The following is a 16,665-nucleotide window of genomic DNA, read 5'->3' on the forward strand; positions in this document are numbered from 1 at the left end:
AAAGATCGTCGATAAGCGGCGCATGTATGGCGCGAACGAGGGTGAGGTCGAACAGTTCAAGCACCTTATCGGAAGCGTGCCCGGAGCGGCGGCTGCGCCGCGGAAATTCTCTATCGTGGCCCTCCATAGGGCGCTCCACAGCGCTGCTGGGCCGATTTTCGGGTTTTGATGAACGAGAAGGGCCATCTCTCAGATAAGGCAACGACAAGTATCGGGTGTCTTGCTGTGCAAAATTTCTTGAGAGGCCGACGGGCCGGGTCTAGGTAAGGTTTTCCATAGTGTTCATTTCCAGACTGTCGGGATGCCCATCTCGTCGATCGCCGCCGCCCTGCCTGATTGCCTGCGCTCGGTCGAGCGCCCCGGCGACTTCTGCGTCGGTGGCCTGCGGGAAATCTTCATGCCGACGATCGACGTGGAGAGCGTGGGCAGGATCGCCTTCCCGCTTCCGGAGGCGCAGGCCGAACGGCTGGTCGCCGTAGCCGATGCGGCACCCCATGGACGCGGCGAGGAGACGGTGCTCGATCGCGACGTGCGCAGAACCTGGCAGATCGACCCGCGCAGGATCCAGATCGGCGGGCGTAGTTGGGAGACGACGCTGGCCGAGCTCGTAACCGACGCTGCCCGCGGCCTTGGCGTCGAAGAGCCGGTCGAGGCGGAGTTCTACAAGCTTCTCGTCTATGACGCCGGCAGCTTCTTCCTTAATCACCGGGACACCGAAAAGACGCCCGGCATGTTCGCGACCCTGGTGATCGTACTTCCCTCTGCTCATCGTGGCGGCGAGCTGGTCGTGCGGCACCTGGGTCGAGAGGTGATGTTCGATCTGCACCCCGAAGATCCGTCGGAAATCGGATACGCCGCCTTCTATGCAGACTGCTTGCATGAAGTGCGCCCGGTCATCATCAGACATCGCCTGATCCTCGTCTATAATTTGCGCTTCCTCGGCAAGAGACGCACACTGCGGGCCCCCGACTATCGCGCGGTCGAGGCGCACGTCGCGGACCTGCTGCGCGGCTGGGCCGGCTCGGAGGACGAGCCCGACAAGTTGATCGTGCCGCTCGAGCATGCCTACACGCCGGCGGAGCTGTCGTTCGACACCCTCAAGGGGGCCGATGCGGGCGTGGCGTCGGTGTTGATCGAGGCGGCAGCGGCGGCGGAGTGCGATCTCCATCTTGTCCTGGTATCGATCGAGGAGAGCGGCAGCGCCGTGCACACCGGCAATTATCGCCGCAGGCGCTGGGATCGAGACGACGAGGGCGATGAAGAATTCGAAGTCGCGGAGGTTTTCGACAGCTCGCTGACCCTGTCGGCGTGGCGGCGTCCGGACGGCGGCGAGGTCGGGTTTCACGACTTTCCATTCAATGAGGAGGAGCTCTGTCCGCCCGATGCGTTCGAAGATCTGAGGCCCGACGAGCAGCATTTCCACGAGGCGACGGGCAACGAGGGCGCCTCTTTCGACCGTACCTATCGCCGCGCCGGTCTGGTGCTGTGGCCGCGCGCGCGGCGGCTCGCGGTGCTTAACCAGGCCGGCCTCGGGGCGACGCTGCCGTATCTCGAAGACCTGGCGAAGCGCTGGGAGACGAGCGACACCGCCGCCAAGCGACAGTTGTGGGGGGAGGGCGATGAGCTTTCGGGACACATGCTGCGCTCCTGGTCCCGTGAGACATGGCGCAGGGAGGACGATACCGATGCCGGTCGGATGCTCGACTTGCAGGTTCGGCTGAGCAATGCCGCGCGCATCGACGAATTTGTCGCGGAGTTGTCGGCCAACGGCCACTACGCCGCGTCCGATAACGACGCCCTCGTGCGCGCCGCCGCGCTCCTTCCACGACCGCGGGCCACGGACTTGCTGGTCGAGATCGTCAGACGCAATGCCGCGGCCCACCTCGGCGCCTGCGCCGATTTGCTGATGCGTTGCGTAGCGGCGCCGACCGAGTCCGCTGGCGACGCCGCGAAGATCGGCGCAGCTTTGATCGACGTCTTGCCGGGTGACCCGGCCAAGCGTGCCAAGCTCGACCCCTGGACGCGACCTGCGTCCGTACTGCCTGGCTTCGTCGTCGATCTCCTGACGGCGACGAGCAAGATCGACGCCGGGCTTGCAGCGCGCGCGATCGAGCACCTGCTGGCCTGGCCCCGGACCTACACGCCGGACGCGGTGCTCGTCCCGGCGGCACTGGCCTTCGCCAAGCGGGCGGAGAGCAGGGCATGGCCGGCCATCGGCCGGCTGCGTGAGGCGGCTCTCGACCATCTGCGCGGTCGCATCGCGCTGCCGCTGGAGGCCCCGCGGGACTGGTCGCGAACCAATCCGCTCAAATGCACATGCGACGACTGTCGCGCACTCGGCGCATTTCTGATTGACCCTCATCAACAGCAATGGCGCCTGAGGGCGGCCCAGAACCGGCGGACCCACGTCGAGGAGAGCGTCCGAAACGCCGTGTGCGACCTTGACCTCGCCACCGAAAGGCGCGGCAGCCCGCACACGTTGATCGCGACCAAGAACCAGGCCAGTTACGAGCGACGCGCCAAACAGCGCCGGCAGGATCTGGAACATGTATCGGCGCTTGGTGGATGAAGGACGATCTCGAGAACCTGGCGGCGGGAGAGTCCGAAGGACAGCCGCAAGGGTGAAGGGCCGCTCCGGATCAGTGTTCAGGGGAAGGTTTCAGACCGGTCCGAACTGCTGCGGGCGCGGCGGTGAGCGCGGATCAACAGTCCGCATCCGCGTCTTGAATCTGTTGGCCAGAATCGCTATTTTGTCTAACAAGGAGATCCTTGATGCCGTCCCATGAAACTCAGCCGCCACCGATTCAGGCAAGTCTGCGGCGGCGGACGGTCATTGATACGGCGCGGCAGCTCGGGCTGCTTGAAGGCGAGAATGGCCGGATCGGCGGTCGGATTCGACGCGACCTCATAGCGGCTGCCAAGGAAAAGTCCGGCATTACCACCGATACAGAACTACTGGAATACGCCTTGGCGAAGGTCGCGCTTGAGGACGACTTTGGGGTGAAGGTGGTCCGCCGGAAGGGCCGGGTCGCGAAAGAAATCGACCTTGAGTTTTGATCTGTCCCGTGCGCTGCGGCGGATCAAGCCGCAACGCAGCACAGATACTATCCAACGCCGCTCGGCCGCCGATCTGCCTATTCTTCGGAAGCCGATTTCAGCTGGCCTTGAGCTGTTGCTCGATAGCTGCGTCTATATCGACGTACTCCAAGGGCGTTCTCCCGTAAGCGTGGACGAACTGCTTGAGACCCGGATCGTCAATCACTCCACCGTTTGCCTGGCTGAGCTGACGCACCTGTTCGGCCGCCTCGATCCGTCGCACCCGGCCACGAAGACCGTGTTACGCGAAATCCGGCGTACCCTCGAAGACATACCAGGCCACCGGCTCTTTTCCCCATCGGAGACCGCCATGGGCGAGGCCGGAATGCTGGCCGGCTTGGTGACGTGTCTGTCAGGCGCTGCCCGCGGCGAGAGCCTGCTGAACGATGCGAGCTTATATCTCCAGGCGCTGGAACGCGGCTGGATTGTTCTCACACGCAATGTGCGCGACTTCGACTATTTCGATCAGCTTCTGCCAGCGGGTCGTGTTCTTTTCTATGAGCAGGGGTAGCCGGCTTGGGCCCATTGGGTGGCGATATGTGTCGCCGACCGACAAGTACCCGAGAATTTGCGGTTTCATGGCAAGCCGCGGAACCGGGCAGTACAATACGGGAAGATTTCCAATTCTGGCCCAGGAAAAAGACAATGAAATCAGTGCCGTGAACACGTCCTCCGTCCTCCGGGCCACCAAAGTCCATGAATCAACCACTTATGGTCAGTTTCGCTTTGAAGTGGGGCCAATTCAGATTCGCTATGTCCCACGACTCAGGTGCATTCACCTTGAGCAGGCGGTCACCCGGACTAAGCCTTGGGTGGGGCCTCCACGCCGGACATTGCGAGAACCGCAGGAGGAAGCCGAGCGCCTTCGATCTTGACCGCAGCCACGTCAGCATTGAGCTGATGCAGCTCGTCCTCCGTAAAGGTGATGGCAGCGGCCGCAATGTTCTCGTCGAGGTGGGCGGCCTTCGTTGTACCGGGGATCGGCACGATGAACGGCTTCTGTGCCAGCAGCCAGGCCAGCGCCAGCTGGGCGGGTTTGACCTCCTTGCGTTGCGCCCACGTCCGCACGACATCGACGAGCGCCATGTTGGCCGCCAAGGCATCCTCAGCCATGCGGGGAACCCAGGCGCGAAAGTCTCGCTCGGGGTCGTCGCCAAAGCGGGTTTCTGCCGTAATCGTGCCGGTCAGGAAACCATAGCCCAGCGGAGCCCAGCTCACGAAGCCGATACCCAGTTCCTCGCACAGAGGCAGCACGTCGGCCTCGGGACCACGCCAGACCATCGAATATTCGTTCTGGATGGCGGCGAGCGGCAGAATCGCGTGTGCGCGTCGGATGGTCTCAAGTCCCGGCTCCGAGAGCCCGAAATGCAAAACCTTGCCCTCGGCGACGAGATCCTTGACCGCGCCGGCGACGTCTTCGATCGGCACAAGCGGGTCGACGCGGTGCTGGTAAAGCACGTCGATGCGGTCGGTGCGCAGGCGGCGCAAGCTGCCTTCGACGGCGCGCTTGATGTGCTCGGGCCGGCTGTTCCGGCCCTCTCCGATCTTGCCGGTCTCAAGATCAACGTTGAACCCGAACTTACTCTCCAGAACGACGGTCTCGCGCAGCCCCTGCAGCGCATCGCCAACGATCTCCTCCGAAATGAAGGGTCCATACACTTCCGCCGTATCGATGAGGGTGACGCCTTGGTCTACCGCGCGCCTGATAAGCGCAACGGCGGCGGAGCGATCTATGCGGCTGCCGAAATAATCCTGGGCGGTGCGCTCGTCAGGGCCAGGTTTCCACTGGCATCCGAGCCCCACGGGAAACACTTCGAGGGCGCCCAGCTTGCGGCGCTGGCTCGCGGGTTGCGGGCTGGCCGTTTGCGCCGCCGCTTCGCCAAGCGAAGACAGCAGCCAGGGCGCAACGCCGAGACAAGCTGCCGACGCCAGAAATTGCCGGCGCTGCGGGTTGTCAATGTTCGAGGGAGACTGGTTGTTTGAGGGAGACTGGTTGACTCGGTGAGATTTCGTCATGTCACGATCCTTGGCTCGCCATGAGGCCGGCGCGGATGTTCGGTCGCCGGCCTCAAAGGGTGGTTTGCTGAAAATAGGCACGGCCGGCGCCGCGGACAGGGTCGATTCTTGCTCACTTCGTGGATCGCCGGGTTCAGGCGAAGCTGTCGCCCGAAGCCCTATCGGTGCCGGATGGACTGAGCCCGCGCCTGCCTGCCTATGTCCGATGGCGGCACGCCGTACTGCCGCCGGAACAGTTGACGAAAATGATGCAGGTTCGAGAACCCCGCAGCCGCAGCCGCCTGCGGCACGGTTGCCTGGGTCGACCGCAGAGCGTGAAACGCTCGATCCAGCCGACTTGCAGTTACAAAGCGATGCGGCGGCATGCCGAAGGTGTTGGCAAAACTGCGCGCGAAGTGAAACGGGCTGAGTGCGGCCGCCTCGGCAAGATCTCCCAAGGTCAGCGGTTTGTCGGCGGTGTCCAGCACCAGTTCCACCACACGCTGACGCCGCCGCGCGTCAAGCGTTCGCCAGATAAGATCGCGTCCACCGAAGTGCCGCCGCAGCACCTGGGCATAGGCGGCGCGAACCAGTGTCTCGGCCTCCATGTCCGACATCGGTATCCACCCGCGCAGGGCGGCGCGCAGTCTGGTCTGCACCGCCTGGATGATCGGGTCCTGCCAGCCATGCACGTCATCGAGATCGGCGTGGCCTTCGACACGCATGTCCCGCGCCATCTCGCGGCGCAGCCCGGTCGCCCCGGTGATTTCCAGAACGTCGGAGGGAGAGTCCGTCTCCAACCAGGCGATCGGCGTGTCGCCGCCAAGCCCGATTGTCATAGGCGGCACGGGCCGTGGCCTTGCAGTGCCATCGGCTACGCGCACAACGGCAGCCGCCTGGCCGGTGAAAGCCATGCCGATCGACCCGGGCGCCGACGTCGACTCGATCTCGCCGTCGCGCCATGCCGGCAAAAGGCAATGCGCCAAACGGAAGGTCTTGCTTTCCCGGCGGATGATCTCGGGTTGCGCGCGGCTGGTCATCCTTCGGCTTTTCCCGCTGATGTGGTGGGCGAAAACGGCCGCCTGAGCGGCTTCGCGGCTAAAGTACGCCGCTGATTTGCGGCATTTTTCCGTCCGCGGCCGATCGCCCTCGCGATGTCGACTGCCATCGGTTTTCCGTTGGCCTCGCGCATGTAGTCGTCAGTCATCTCATCGAGGACAGTGATGGCCGAATTGCGAGGCAGGCCTCGCAATCCCATGGATCGTTCTGGCACCTCTGACGTTATGTTGTCGCCGAGGCGGGTGATTTTCATCACGGAAGGAGCAAGGCGATGAAAAAAATGCTTCTCGCAGGGATCGTTGCCTTGTCGGCGTCGACGTCGCTGGCGCAGACGAGCACTGCCCCCGAGCCCGCGCCTCCAGCGGCTGCAACGCCTGCTGCCCAGCAGGCAGGCGGGCCTGCAAATCTCTGCCAGGAGCTCCTCGCCTTCATGAAGGCGCCTGCCGAAGCGGCCAGCCCGACCGCGGCTGCCCCGGCTCAGCAGTCTGGCACATCTTCCACCAGCGCAGCCGCGCCCGCCAAGCCCGAGACCGGGACGGGCTCGGCGCAGAAAATTACCGGGCAGGCTGGGGTTGCCAGCGATGCTCCACAACCGAGCAAAGAGAAGGTGGCCAGCGGATCGGCGACGAACGCGCCCCAGAAGGAAAGCAGGGCCGCGCCGGTGCCTCCCTCCGATACGTCGAGCACTCCCAAGGATTCCGTGATCAATGCCGCGAAAGCGGAGGAACTGGCCGCCGCCAACGACATTGCACAATGCCAGAAGACCGCGCGGGAAATGCGAGTGGCCGGCGTCGCCATGCCGCCGCCGTTGCTTGCACTGGCCGCACTCGACCTGCAGTATCAGCAAAAGTCCGGTGCGGCCCCTCAGGGATCTGGCAATCCATCTGTGACGGGGCGGGATCCAGCGCCGCAGACTCCAGCGCCGCAGACGCCACCGCCACAGACGCCACCGCCACAATGAGTGCATGACTGCGGAACTTTGAGCAGGTGAAAGGGAGAAGGCGGGATGGGTATGATCTTGACCGGAATTGTCGTTTCGATCGCGATTGCGATCGGGGCCGGCTATTTTCTTCTGAGCGCGCAGCAGCAACAGCCAGCATGGCAGGTCTACAGCAGCGAGAGCACTCGCGTCGGCGATCCGGGGCACAATCTGGTCGGTCAAAACTGGACGGGCGAACCGGGCGACAACTCTACCGCAGCCGCGGAGGGCGAGGAGACGCCTTCGTAGTATGAGATATTGGGGGCTAGCCCGGATATAGGCCTGCGCTAGCTGGCGTGGATTTCGAGGCACGCTCGCGCAATGAAGCCTACCAGCACGCCAAGAAAATGCCCGGACCAATGGCCCGGGCATTTCGATTGTGCGCAGAAGCTATTATTCGGCCGCTTCGGCCGCCGAGCGCGGCGGTATCGCACCTTTGGCCTCCTGTCTTTCGACCCAAAGACTATGATGCTCCTTCGCCCAGTTGATATCGACCGTGCCCGAGCCCATTGCTTCATAGGCGCCTTCCATGCCGAGCGTGCCGATATAGATGTGAGCGATAATAACAGCGATCAGGATTATGCCGACAGTCGCATGAACATACTGGGCCGTCTGCATGCCGTTTATGTCGGTGAATGCGAACGGGAACAGCATGAATATGCCGGATACCGAAAGCGCAATTCCACCGAGCACGACGGCCCAGAAGATGAGCTTCTGACCGGTGTTGAAACGTCCGGCCGGCGGATGCGTCCTGTTGGATTTGTCGAAAAAGCCGCCGCCGACCTTGAGCCAATGCGCGTCATGGCGATCGGGAAGGTTGTCCCAGGCCCATGTCACCAGCATGACCAATATGCCGAGCATGAACGCCCAGGAGACGAAGTCGTGGGCATATTTCGCCCAGATCGACCAGGTTGAAAATGCATCGGCCCCGATCAGCGGCATCAACAGACGCTTGCCGAAGATAAAGTTCAAGCCGGTGATGGCCAGGATGATGAACGCCGTGGCAGTCATCCAGTGGGTCAGCCGCTCCAGAGCACCGAAGCGCAAAATCCTTACGCTCGATTCGGGCGCCAGTGTACGGATGCGGCCCCTGTAGACATAGAACAGCGCCAGCAGCAGCAAAATTCCTGTTATCGCGATGCCGCCGATCCACGGCAGCCAGCCCTCGTGGAAGCCGCGGTAATCGCGGCCTTGCGGTTGCTCGAGCAAGCCGGCGGCGGTATTGGGCAGGGTGACGCGCCCCTCGATCTTCCGCAGCTCATCAAGAAGCTGCTGTTCGTTCACCGCCTGAGCGGTCGGGTTGCTCCCGGATGGGGCTTGCGCGTACACGGGCGCCGCGACCAGCAGCGTGAGCGTCATGAACGCCGCGATAGCCTGCGGAATCAGTCGACCAAGCCTGTTGTCCGGCATTTCTCCGTCCTCCCTGCTAGCTCCGTTGCGCGCGAGACGAGCCCAACTGCCTCCTACACGTCGATTGTTTCCCGATAGGCCGTCTGCCAGCCCCAGGCTCCCGAACCATAGCCACGCTGCGTCACACGCTCCTTGTAGATCGCCGCGATGATCTCCCCGTCGCCGGCCAGGAGCGACTTGGTTGAACACATTTCGGCGCAAAGCGGCAGCTTGCCTTCAGCCAGCCGGTTGGCTCCGTACTTGGCATATTCAATTTCGGTGGAATCACCTTCCGGGCCCGCGGCGCAGAAGGTGCATTTGTCCATCTTGCCGCGCGAACCGAAGTTGCCGACACGCGGATATTGCGGGGCGCCGAACGGGCAGGCGTAGAAGCAATAGCCGCACCCGATGCACAGGTCCTTGGAGTGGAGCACCACCGCGTCGGCCGTGGTGTAGAAGCAGTCGACCGGACAGACCGCCGCGCAAGGCGCGTCGGTGCAATGCATGCACGCCATCGAGACGGAGCGTTCGCCGGGCTTGCCGTCATTGATGGTGACGACGCGGCGCCGGTTGATGCCCCATGGCACGTCGTGCTCGTTCTTGCAGGCGGTGACGCAGGCATTGCACTCGATGCAACGATCAGCGTCGCAAAGGAATTTCATCCTGGCCATTTCTGTTCCTCCCGTTCACGCCGCAACGATTTGGCAGAGCGTGCACTTCGGCTCCTGCATGCCCGTCACCGGGTCGTAGCCGTAGGTGGTGATGCTGTTGACGCTCTCTCCCAGAACATATGGATCGGTGCCCTGCGGATAGTGGGCCCTGAGATCCTTGCCCTGGAACCAGCCGCCGAAGTGGAAGGGCATGAACGCGACGCCGCGGCCGACGCGCTCCGTGACCAGCGCCTTCACCCGCGCCTTCGCGTTGTTCTCCGCACCATTGACCCAAACCCAGGTCCCATCGCCGATGCCGCGTTCGGACGCGTCGGCCGGGTTGATCTCGACGAACATCTCCTGCTGCAACTCGGCCAGCCATCTGTTCGACCGCGTTTCCTCGCCGCCACCCTCATATTCGACGAGCCGGCCGCTGGTCAGGATCAGCGGGAACGTCTCGGCGATGCCCTTTTCCACCGCCGCCTGCTGCACGCTGAAGCCTATGTTCGGCAACCGGAACTGCGTGGCGTCGGGATAGGTCGGATATTTTGCGACCAGATCCACCCTCGGCGAATAGATCGGCTCGCGATGGGTGGGTACCGGGTCGGGCAGGTTCCACGCTACTGCGCGCGCTTTGCCGTTGCCGTAGGGATGGCAGCCATGGCTGAGCACGACGCGCTGGATCCCGCCTGACAGATCCGTCGACCACGAGACCTTGTTGATGTCGTCGCCGATCTTTTCGATCACGGCGCGTTCTTGCGCCGTCAGATCCTTGTCCCAGCCGAGTTTCTTGAGCACGGCCATGGTGAACTCCGGATAGCCGTCGGTGAGTTCCGAGCCTTGCGTGTAGGAGCCTTCCGCCAATAGGGTCTGGCCGTTTCGTTCGACGCCGAAGCGGGCGCGGAACGGGCTGCCGCCGTCCATGACATGCAGGCCGGTGCTGTAAAGATTGGCCGTACCCGGGTGGCGGATCTCAGGCTTGCCCCAACATGGCCACGGCAGGCCGTAATAGTCGCCGCCGACCTCGGGATCATCCTTCGGAGCCCGCATCGTCACCAGGTCGAACTTGTGCTGGTTCTTCATATGCGCCTTGAGCCGCTCTGGCGACTGACCGCAATAGCCCGTCGACCAGCTGCCGCGGTTCATCTCGCGCAGCACGTCCTCCGGCACCGGACGGTCGCCCTCGACGGCTATCTTCTTGAACATCTTGTCGGCAAGCCCGAGCTTCTTCGACAACAGATAGATGACCTGGTAGTCGTCCTTCTGCTCGAAGCTCGGCTTCACGATCTGCTCACCCCACTGGATGGCCCGATTTGAGGCGACGCGCGAGCCTGACGTCTCGAATTGCGTGCAGACCGGCAACAGATAAGTGTTGTCCTTTCGCCCCGCCTCCACCGCCAGCGATGCCCAGGTGGTGGGATGGGGATCGGCGACGACAAGCAGCTCCAGGCCTGTCAGGCCTTTCATCGAATCCGGGATACGGGTGATACTGTTGCTGGCGTGGCCCTGAATGAACATGGCGCGCATGCTGTCGCGCTGCGCTATCTTGTCCTTGGGCAGCGAGACGGAATCGAACCACCTCGTCAGCGGTATGCCCGGGGTTTCCATGGCATCCTTCGAGTCGAACTGGCTCAGCAGGTCCTCGTAGGGGATCTCCCAAACGCGCGACCAGTGCTTCCAGGCGCTTTCCGTCAGCCCGTAATAGAAGGGCAGGGTGACCACATCGAGCCCGATATCCGTCGCGCCCTGGACGTTGTCATGGCCGCGGAAGATGTTCGCGCCGGTCCCCGGCTTGCCGACATTGCCGGTGGCGAGACACAGTATGCAACTTGCGCGTGTATTGGCGGTGCCGACCGTGTGGTGTGTCTGGCCCATGCACCAGATCATCGTCGACGGCTTCTGCGTGGCGAACAGCTCGGCGACGCGCTTCGCCTGATCGCCAGGCACGCCGGTGATCTGCTCAACCTCCTCCGGCGTGTATTTCGCGACTTCCTTGCGGACCTCATCCATCCCATAGACGCGCTGCGCGATGAATTCCTTGTCCTCCCAGCCGTTCTCGAAGATGTGCCAAAGCATGCCCCACAACAGCGCTATGTCGGTGCCGGAGCGGAACCGGACGTACTCGGTCGCATGGGCGGCGGTGCGCGTAAAACGGGGATCGATGACGATCAGATTGGCCTGGTTGAGTTCCTTGCCTTCCAGCAGATGCTGCATCGCTATCGGATGTGCCTCAGCCGGGTTGCCGCCCATGATGATCATGGTCTTCGAATTGCGAATATCGTTGAAGGAGTTCGTCATCGCGCCGTAGCCCCAGGTGTTGGCTACGCCGGCGACGGTGGTCGAATGACAGATGCGGGCCTGGTGGTCCTGATTGTTTGTTCCCCACAGCGCCGCGAGCTTGCGGAAGAGATAGGTTCCTTCGTTGGAAAACTTGGCCGACCCCATCCAGTAGACGGATTCCGGGCCGGACTTTTCACGGATCTCGAGCAGTTTGTCGCCAATCCCATTGATTGCGTCGTCCCAGGAGACACGCTCCCACTGCCCTGCGGTGAGCTTCATCGGGTATTTCAGCCGGCGGTCGCTGTGTACGAGCTCGCGTACGCTTGCGCCCTTGGCGCAATGGGATCCGCGGTTGATCGGGCTGTCCCACGAAGGCTCCTGACCGGTCCAAACCCCGTTCTGGACTTCGGCGGTAACGGTGCAGCCGACCGCGCAATGGGTGCAGACGCTTTTCTTCAGTTCTATAGGCACGCCTGGCTGCGGCGGACTTATGGCCGCCGCCTTCTGAACGGTGCCGAGATGGAACGACCCGAGTGCAGCCATTCCGCCGGCCGCGAGACCGGAGCGGCGAAGGAAGGTTCGCCGGTCGATGGGAGCGGAGGCGACCGTGCCCATCAATGTGTGCAATCTTGTGCGGCTCGCCTGACCGCTCTTGCGCTTGGTCAGCATGGCGCCCTCATTTCTTCAACGTCTCATAACCGTTCACACGGTAAAATGCCTTGACGTGCTCGGTCTCGCGGTAGCGAGCCCTCGTCTCCTCCTCACCGGGATCGTAAGCTTGCGCCTCTCCTGGAGTGAGCGTCACGGCGGCGGCGGCCACGGCGGTGGTGGATGCGCCGCCGAAGGCGCGAAGGAAATTGCGGCGGTTCATTGCCGTCTGTTTGTTTTCCTGCATCTGCCTTCCTCCCTATGCGTCGACGCGATCAGGTCACGAGCTTGGTCGCGCCTCCATGGCAAAGCCTTCGGCTTCGATGTCGATGAAAATCCGCCCCAATGCGCCGACTGCCCGGTAAAACCTGGCCGAGGCCGCGTTTTCCAGATCGGCCAAGAAACGGCTCGCCCACGGCGCGATGTGACGTTCAAAGAAGTCCCGCTCCTCGCCGGCGGGAACCACGAAATGGGTGGCGGCAAAGCCGCTCATGATCTCGAACAGCGTGCCGAGATGATCTTCCGGGTCAAAATGACCGTCCGCGCGTTCAAGGCCGAGGCGCCTCATGTCCCCGCGCAGGCGGGCAAGCGGCCGTTCGTTGAGAAAGCCGGTCAGGTAGTAGGAGGCGTAGGGAACGAGTTCGCCGCGCCCGACCCCGATGAAGAGCTCGAAATACTCGCGACTGAGGGCAACCGGAGAGGCTGAAGAAGCGGCCTGGCCGAGTGCAGCATGAGCCTTGCCGAGCGGGGTCTCGGCGTCGCCTCGCAACCCGGAAAGCCGCGCCATGAGGTTTGCATCCGGAGCGGCCAGGAGAAGCGTGGCGAGCAGCGCGTACTCATCCGCGCGTGCGCTGTTCACGTCGTTGACGTCAGCATCTTCTACGCCGGGAACCAGAGCGTCAGCTCCGAACGACGTGCCGATTGCCTCCTCCAGGCGCAAGTCTGGGTTCATCTACTGACCTCGACCGTGCCCCTCAACGAGTGGGTAAGTGAATACTAGTGCCCCGCCCGGCAATTGCAACAGCGACTGTGCCAAAATGGCAACAAATCCAGATCAGCGCGGCATGGCGCCGCCATGGCGTCGCTGGCGATCGATCGGCGATGATTCCGCAGCGCCGGCGCCTTCGTCGCGGTCGATAGCGGTCCCGGCGCCGTCGGCCGAAGGAGATTCGGGGTTTGCCGGTTCGATCGAACTGTCCGGCGTGACAGAATCCGACCCATCGGCTGAGGCGTTCACGCCCTCGTCCGCCAAAACGGCGCTGGTCGCTGGCGCCTTCTCCGGCGCCTGCGAAGCCATGGCGGCGGGTGCCGGATCGGTCGGGTTGCCGCCGTTCGACAGGAAATCCACGACAGCTTCGCTGGATGCTTTCAAGGGGCCGAATCCCGCCATGGATCCAGGGCTGTTGAAGTCCCAGGCATATTCGGAAGGCCCGATATGATCACGAATTGCCGGATCGAGCGACCACATCTTGCGCAATGCGGCGCGCTTCAACATTTTGGGCACGCCTTTGCGCAGGAAGGCTGAGAGATCGCTTTGAGCGGTCAGATCCTCGAGGCGAGGGAGGGGCTCGGCGGCCTCCGGCTCGACAATTGCTGGTGCAAGCTGCTCACCAGTATCGGCTGGCGCCGCAACTTCGTCAGGCGAAAGCTGATCGTTCTGCGGCCCCGCAGTCGAACTGTAACGCGCCGCCTGTTTCAGGCGCGACCAGCGGGCGAAGACATTGTCGCGTCCCGCGCTCATTCGGCATCATCCGTCGTTCCGGAACGAGGACCGCGCCTCGCCAGGGCATCAGGGTCCGCCCGATCGCGCTTGCGCTTGATGAAAGGACGCTCGTCGTGATGCGTCTCGACAAAGGCGGCCAGCCATTGCTGAAGCTCGATCGGCATCGGCACGGCCTCGATGATGTCGGGGCCAGCCTCGGTCAGCGACTCGCCCTCGAAAGGGTCAGCGGTCACCAGGTGCAGCACAACTCCGGGTGGAGCATCGCTCGACCGGAGCGCGATCCACAGGCTAGGCCGCCCCGAACGGAGGTTGTCCCGGTACATGCCCGTGTCGCACCCGAAGAGCTCAAGCTTGAAAGTTCCGGCATAGAAGCGCGTCACGCCGTCTGATTCGTGCAGCACCGACCATGGCGCCGCGCTCGGCGCGCCCGCCAGCACGGCCACGGGAACCCAGACATGGTCGATCCACGGGTTGTCCAGAGCCCGTCGCTCGACGATCACCCCGACTTCCGCCGTCTCCCGCACCATGGCACCAATCCTCCTAGTTCACCGTCCCTGGGGCGCGAAACGGCAGGCCTGCGACAAGGTTCTGCGGCTTCATGCGGATCGTTCGGTCAGGGGTCATGGCCATTATGAGCCAGACGGGCCTGGCGCCCACCTGCGGCAGTACTTCGCCTGTGTCGGAGAAGGTGAGCCGGAACAGTGCAATCACGCGCTGTGCAGCCTCCGGGTCAAGTTCATCGCCGGCCCAGAGCGTGTTGCCGATGCGGGTCGCTTCGGCGTCGAGGCCGACGAACCAGGCCCAGTCCTCGTCCTCGATCCGCTCCACCGGCTCGATCTCCACGTCCACCGCAAGTAGATGGCGAACCCAGATCTCCATTGCTGTGGCAAGGCCGCGCCGGGTCGGACTGCGCGCGCTGCCCAGCTTGAGCACCATATCGAAAGCGTCGCTCCTGGCGAAGTAACGCTCGGCATTGTTCTCGTCGAGTATCTCCAGTTCGGTGACGGCTGGGCCACCAAGCATGTTCAGGAGTGGCGAGGCATGGCGGTTCTGTTCATGCAGCTCTATGGTTTCGGCATCGGCGAGAAGCACGGCGCCCTCGTTAGACGTCACCCGTTGCGGCCGATAAAACAGCTCCGCGGCTCGCACGACGCAGGCGTCGTGCTGACCATCCAGCGCATTGCGCAGGACGACCTGCGCAAGCTGGTTCATGAACAGCGGCGGGATAGTTTCGGCCGAGCCGCGCGCCAGCGCGAGATATGCGGCCTCGAGCGAGGGAGCGGCCAACACATGGTCGCGAAAGGCGATCATGAACTCCCAGTTCTCGCGCGCATCCGGGTCCTCCAGGGCGGCGATCTCCTGCTTCGCGACCGGCCGGCGCGGATGATGCATCAAAAGCTCGTGATGCAGGCGCAGCTCCGCCGGGCAGGCCGTTTCGGGAGGGAGAAGCTCTGGCCGCGCAAAATATGCCTTCAGAAAGGAGTCGGTCACCAGCAGGCGCCCGGCCTCATCCCTGTCGAGAAGGTGATGACCTGAGGAAACCCAGAAATCCTTCACTTCTGCCTCCCGGCCAATGCTAGGAGATCGAACTTTTCCGTCGACTCCTCCTCGCCGTCGATTTCGACAAAGCGGAATGCCGTTGCCGGCTCCAGCCGGCTCGCCTTGCGATGCAGGGTTCGGAAACACTCGCGGGTGCCGGCCTGTTCGCTGGTGCGGTTGACCGCAATCAGCGTGTTTGGCGGGTGGTCGCACAGCGATTGCGCGAATTCTATCTCCTCTTCGGCGGCGGCGCGCGCCGTTTCGGTGTCCGGCGCACCGCATCGCACCACAAGCTGCTCGGCCAGCCGATCGACGGCCGCCGCGCGATCATGCACGGTCGCGTCCGTGACCACGACGAGGGTGGACCAGCCGAAGCTATCAATGCCGAGGAACCCGGCGCGGAACGCCTGCCGTTGCTTGCCGGAAAGCTTGGCCACATCGGCGCCGAAGAACAGGAAGGTGCCGGTCACCGCCCATTCGCCCGGTTCTGCAGCGCGCGAATAGACAAACGTATCCGATGGATCGAGGCGGATCGTTCGCGGCAGCTTCAAAGCCATGGCGTGCCCGTCATCGGATCGAGCCACGAGGGCCTGGCAAGCGCCTCGGGCAGGCTTCTTCGCTCGCGAAGCCCGTGAGAGGCCGTGTCGGAAATCAGCAGATCGCCGTTGCCGGCAAGCTCTGCATGCTCATCGCCCTTTCGGGGCAGCCGGTCGAGCCAGCGGCTGGCGATCGAACCGAAGCCGGTATCGCTCCATTCGTGGAATGCGGCCATCAGATGGCGGGAGAAGCTCGCAACGATCTCACCGGCATCGAGCGCCACGAAGCCGAGTTCGTCAAGCGCGCCAAGCAGCGGCCGCAGACCGGGCTCGCCGGCGCGGATGACGGCGGTGCGGATCATGCCGGAGAAGACGATCCAGTCGGGGATTTCGTTCTCCCGTGCCCCTTCCGGCCAGCCCAGGCGGGCGCCGCCGACGAGAACCCCGTCGACGCGAACAGTGTCGGGCCAGTCGAAGGTGATGGGCCGCGACGGCGGAGCATGGACCGCAAGCGCATCGGCAAGTGCGTTCATGCCGGCATAGATCGCGCGACGCGCATCCTCCAGCGGCTCTTCAGGCTCGAGCACCACTGCGAATTCGGCCAGATCGTAGCGGCGCACCCAGGCAAGCGTGCCTGCCCCTTCGTCTGCCGCAATCGCGCAGGCGTGCGCAAAGGCGTCACCGGCCTCTCTCAGCGGCACGAGGCTGTAAGGCGGTGGCAGTTGGATGTCGCTGACAGAGGGCCGCATAGGCCGATCCATATTTTGATGA

17 protein-coding genes are annotated in these 16,665 nt (G+C 63.5%); 5 read left to right on the forward strand and 12 right to left on the reverse strand.

Features of this window, described 5'->3' with window-relative positions; translation table 11 throughout:
* The first annotated feature begins 301 nt into the window (after positions 1-301).
* The 3 genes from AC0L2V_RS13690 (at position 302) to AC0L2V_RS13700 (ending at position 3,607) form a co-directional block, all read left to right on the forward strand.
* Entirely contained in the window at positions 302-2,569 is a 2,268-nt protein-coding gene (locus tag AC0L2V_RS13690; RefSeq protein WP_473511111.1) for a 2OG-Fe(II) oxygenase, read from the forward strand.
* A gap of 203 nt (positions 2,570-2,772) precedes the next feature.
* Positions 2,773-3,057 (forward strand): hypothetical protein, encoded by a 285-nt coding sequence (locus AC0L2V_RS13695; protein WP_091597632.1) that lies wholly within the window; start codon positions 2,773-2,775, stop codon positions 3,055-3,057.
* Positions 3,047-3,607, forward strand: a complete 561-nt coding sequence (locus AC0L2V_RS13700) for a type II toxin-antitoxin system VapC family toxin (RefSeq protein WP_473511110.1) — start codon at positions 3,047-3,049, stop codon at positions 3,605-3,607. The genes AC0L2V_RS13695 and AC0L2V_RS13700 overlap by 11 nt, the downstream gene beginning before the upstream one ends.
* A 290-nt stretch (positions 3,608-3,897) precedes the next feature.
* On the opposite strand, the gene AC0L2V_RS13705 is transcribed toward AC0L2V_RS13700, so the two are convergent.
* Both AC0L2V_RS13705 and AC0L2V_RS13710 read right to left on the reverse strand, forming a co-directional pair.
* On the reverse strand, positions 3,898-5,112 hold the full coding sequence (locus AC0L2V_RS13705; protein ID WP_473511108.1) for an aldo/keto reductase: 1,215 nt from the start codon (positions 5,110-5,112) through the stop codon (positions 3,898-3,900).
* Positions 5,113-5,270: 158 nt separating this feature from the next.
* Entirely contained in the window at positions 5,271-6,131 is an 861-nt protein-coding gene (locus AC0L2V_RS13710) for a helix-turn-helix domain-containing protein (RefSeq protein WP_473520337.1), read from the reverse strand.
* A 290-nt stretch (positions 6,132-6,421) separates the two neighbouring features.
* On the opposite strand from AC0L2V_RS13710, the gene AC0L2V_RS13715 reads away from it, so the two are divergent.
* A complete protein-coding gene (locus tag AC0L2V_RS13715; protein WP_473511104.1) occupies positions 6,422-7,111 on the forward strand; it encodes a hypothetical protein in 690 nt (229 codons plus the stop codon).
* Between the two features lie 51 nt (positions 7,112-7,162).
* A complete protein-coding gene (locus AC0L2V_RS13720; RefSeq protein ID WP_287171293.1) occupies positions 7,163-7,378 on the forward strand; it encodes a hypothetical protein in 216 nt (71 codons plus the stop codon).
* A 144-nt stretch (positions 7,379-7,522) separates the two neighbouring features.
* Here the strand turns inward: AC0L2V_RS13720 and AC0L2V_RS13725 are convergent, their stop codons facing one another.
* The 10 genes from AC0L2V_RS13725 to AC0L2V_RS13770 all read right to left on the reverse strand — a co-directional run bounded on the left by AC0L2V_RS13725 (position 7,523) and on the right by AC0L2V_RS13770 (position 16,643).
* Positions 7,523-8,539, reverse strand: a complete 1,017-nt coding sequence (locus AC0L2V_RS13725) for a formate dehydrogenase subunit gamma (protein WP_473511102.1) — start codon at positions 8,537-8,539, stop codon at positions 7,523-7,525.
* 53 nt (positions 8,540-8,592) lie between these two features.
* Positions 8,593-9,189 (reverse strand): formate dehydrogenase FDH3 subunit beta, encoded by a 597-nt coding sequence (fdh3B, locus tag AC0L2V_RS13730; RefSeq protein WP_027151217.1) that lies wholly within the window; start codon positions 9,187-9,189, stop codon positions 8,593-8,595.
* Positions 9,190-9,204: 15 nt separating this feature from the next.
* Positions 9,205-12,117: a formate dehydrogenase subunit alpha gene (locus AC0L2V_RS13735; protein ID WP_473520338.1), complete on the reverse strand. Its 2,913-nt coding sequence runs from the start codon at positions 12,115-12,117 to the stop codon at positions 9,205-9,207.
* 7 nt (positions 12,118-12,124) lie between these two features.
* Complete coding sequence (locus AC0L2V_RS13740; protein ID WP_292403870.1) at positions 12,125-12,343, reverse strand: formate dehydrogenase; 219 nt, start codon at positions 12,341-12,343, stop codon at positions 12,125-12,127.
* Between the two features lie 33 nt (positions 12,344-12,376).
* On the reverse strand, positions 12,377-13,036 hold the full coding sequence (locus AC0L2V_RS13745) for a TorD/DmsD family molecular chaperone (RefSeq protein ID WP_473520339.1): 660 nt from the start codon (positions 13,034-13,036) through the stop codon (positions 12,377-12,379).
* Between the two features lie 114 nt (positions 13,037-13,150).
* Positions 13,151-13,837 carry a DUF3306 domain-containing protein gene (locus AC0L2V_RS13750; protein ID WP_473520340.1) on the reverse strand — a complete coding sequence of 229 codons (687 nt, stop codon included), beginning with the start codon at positions 13,835-13,837 and terminating at the stop codon, positions 13,151-13,153.
* Positions 13,834-14,346 (reverse strand): DUF3305 domain-containing protein, encoded by a 513-nt coding sequence (locus AC0L2V_RS13755; RefSeq protein ID WP_473520341.1) that lies wholly within the window; start codon positions 14,344-14,346, stop codon positions 13,834-13,836. Before AC0L2V_RS13755 ends, AC0L2V_RS13750 begins: the two co-directional genes overlap by 4 nt.
* Positions 14,347-14,359: 13 nt before the next feature.
* A complete protein-coding gene (locus AC0L2V_RS13760) occupies positions 14,360-15,376 on the reverse strand; it encodes a DUF6352 family protein (RefSeq protein ID WP_091597660.1) in 1,017 nt (338 codons plus the stop codon).
* Positions 15,373-15,915 carry a DUF6505 family protein gene (locus AC0L2V_RS13765; RefSeq protein WP_473520342.1) on the reverse strand — a complete coding sequence of 181 codons (543 nt, stop codon included), beginning with the start codon at positions 15,913-15,915 and terminating at the stop codon, positions 15,373-15,375. Before AC0L2V_RS13765 ends, AC0L2V_RS13760 begins: the two co-directional genes overlap by 4 nt.
* Complete coding sequence (locus AC0L2V_RS13770; protein WP_156942557.1) at positions 15,906-16,643, reverse strand: biotin/lipoate--protein ligase family protein; 738 nt, start codon at positions 16,641-16,643, stop codon at positions 15,906-15,908. The genes AC0L2V_RS13765 and AC0L2V_RS13770 overlap by 10 nt, the downstream gene beginning before the upstream one ends.
* Between the last annotated feature and the right edge of the window lie 22 nt (positions 16,644-16,665).

This window comes from Mesorhizobium sp. WSM4814 (genome assembly GCF_055811595.1).

Coding starts and splice junctions, on each gene's coding strand:
- AC0L2V_RS13690 (WP_473511111.1), top strand. CDS start 302: ATGCCCATCTCGTCGATCGCCGCCGCCCTGCCTGATTGCCTGCGCTCG.
- AC0L2V_RS13695 (WP_091597632.1), top strand. CDS start 2,773: ATGCCGTCCCATGAAACTCAGCCGCCACCGATTCAGGCAAGTCTGCGG.
- AC0L2V_RS13705 (WP_473511108.1), bottom strand. CDS start 5,112: ATGACGAAATCTCACCGAGTCAACCAGTCTCCCTCAAACAACCAGTCT.
- AC0L2V_RS13710 (WP_473520337.1), bottom strand. CDS start 6,131: ATGACCAGCCGCGCGCAACCCGAGATCATCCGCCGGGAAAGCAAGACC.
- AC0L2V_RS13715 (WP_473511104.1), top strand. CDS start 6,422: ATGAAAAAAATGCTTCTCGCAGGGATCGTTGCCTTGTCGGCGTCGACG.
- AC0L2V_RS13720 (WP_287171293.1), top strand. CDS start 7,163: ATGATCTTGACCGGAATTGTCGTTTCGATCGCGATTGCGATCGGGGCC.
- AC0L2V_RS13725 (WP_473511102.1), bottom strand. CDS start 8,539: ATGCCGGACAACAGGCTTGGTCGACTGATTCCGCAGGCTATCGCGGCG.
- fdh3B (WP_027151217.1), bottom strand. CDS start 9,189: ATGGCCAGGATGAAATTCCTTTGCGACGCTGATCGTTGCATCGAGTGC.
- AC0L2V_RS13735 (WP_473520338.1), bottom strand. CDS start 12,117: ATGCTGACCAAGCGCAAGAGCGGTCAGGCGAGCCGCACAAGATTGCAC.
- AC0L2V_RS13740 (WP_292403870.1), bottom strand. CDS start 12,343: ATGCAGGAAAACAAACAGACGGCAATGAACCGCCGCAATTTCCTTCGC.
- AC0L2V_RS13750 (WP_473520340.1), bottom strand. CDS start 13,837: ATGAGCGCGGGACGCGACAATGTCTTCGCCCGCTGGTCGCGCCTGAAA.
- AC0L2V_RS13755 (WP_473520341.1), bottom strand. CDS start 14,346: ATGGTGCGGGAGACGGCGGAAGTCGGGGTGATCGTCGAGCGACGGGCT.
- AC0L2V_RS13765 (WP_473520342.1), bottom strand. CDS start 15,915: ATGGCTTTGAAGCTGCCGCGAACGATCCGCCTCGATCCATCGGATACG.
- AC0L2V_RS13770 (WP_156942557.1), bottom strand. CDS start 16,643: ATGCGGCCCTCTGTCAGCGACATCCAACTGCCACCGCCTTACAGCCTC.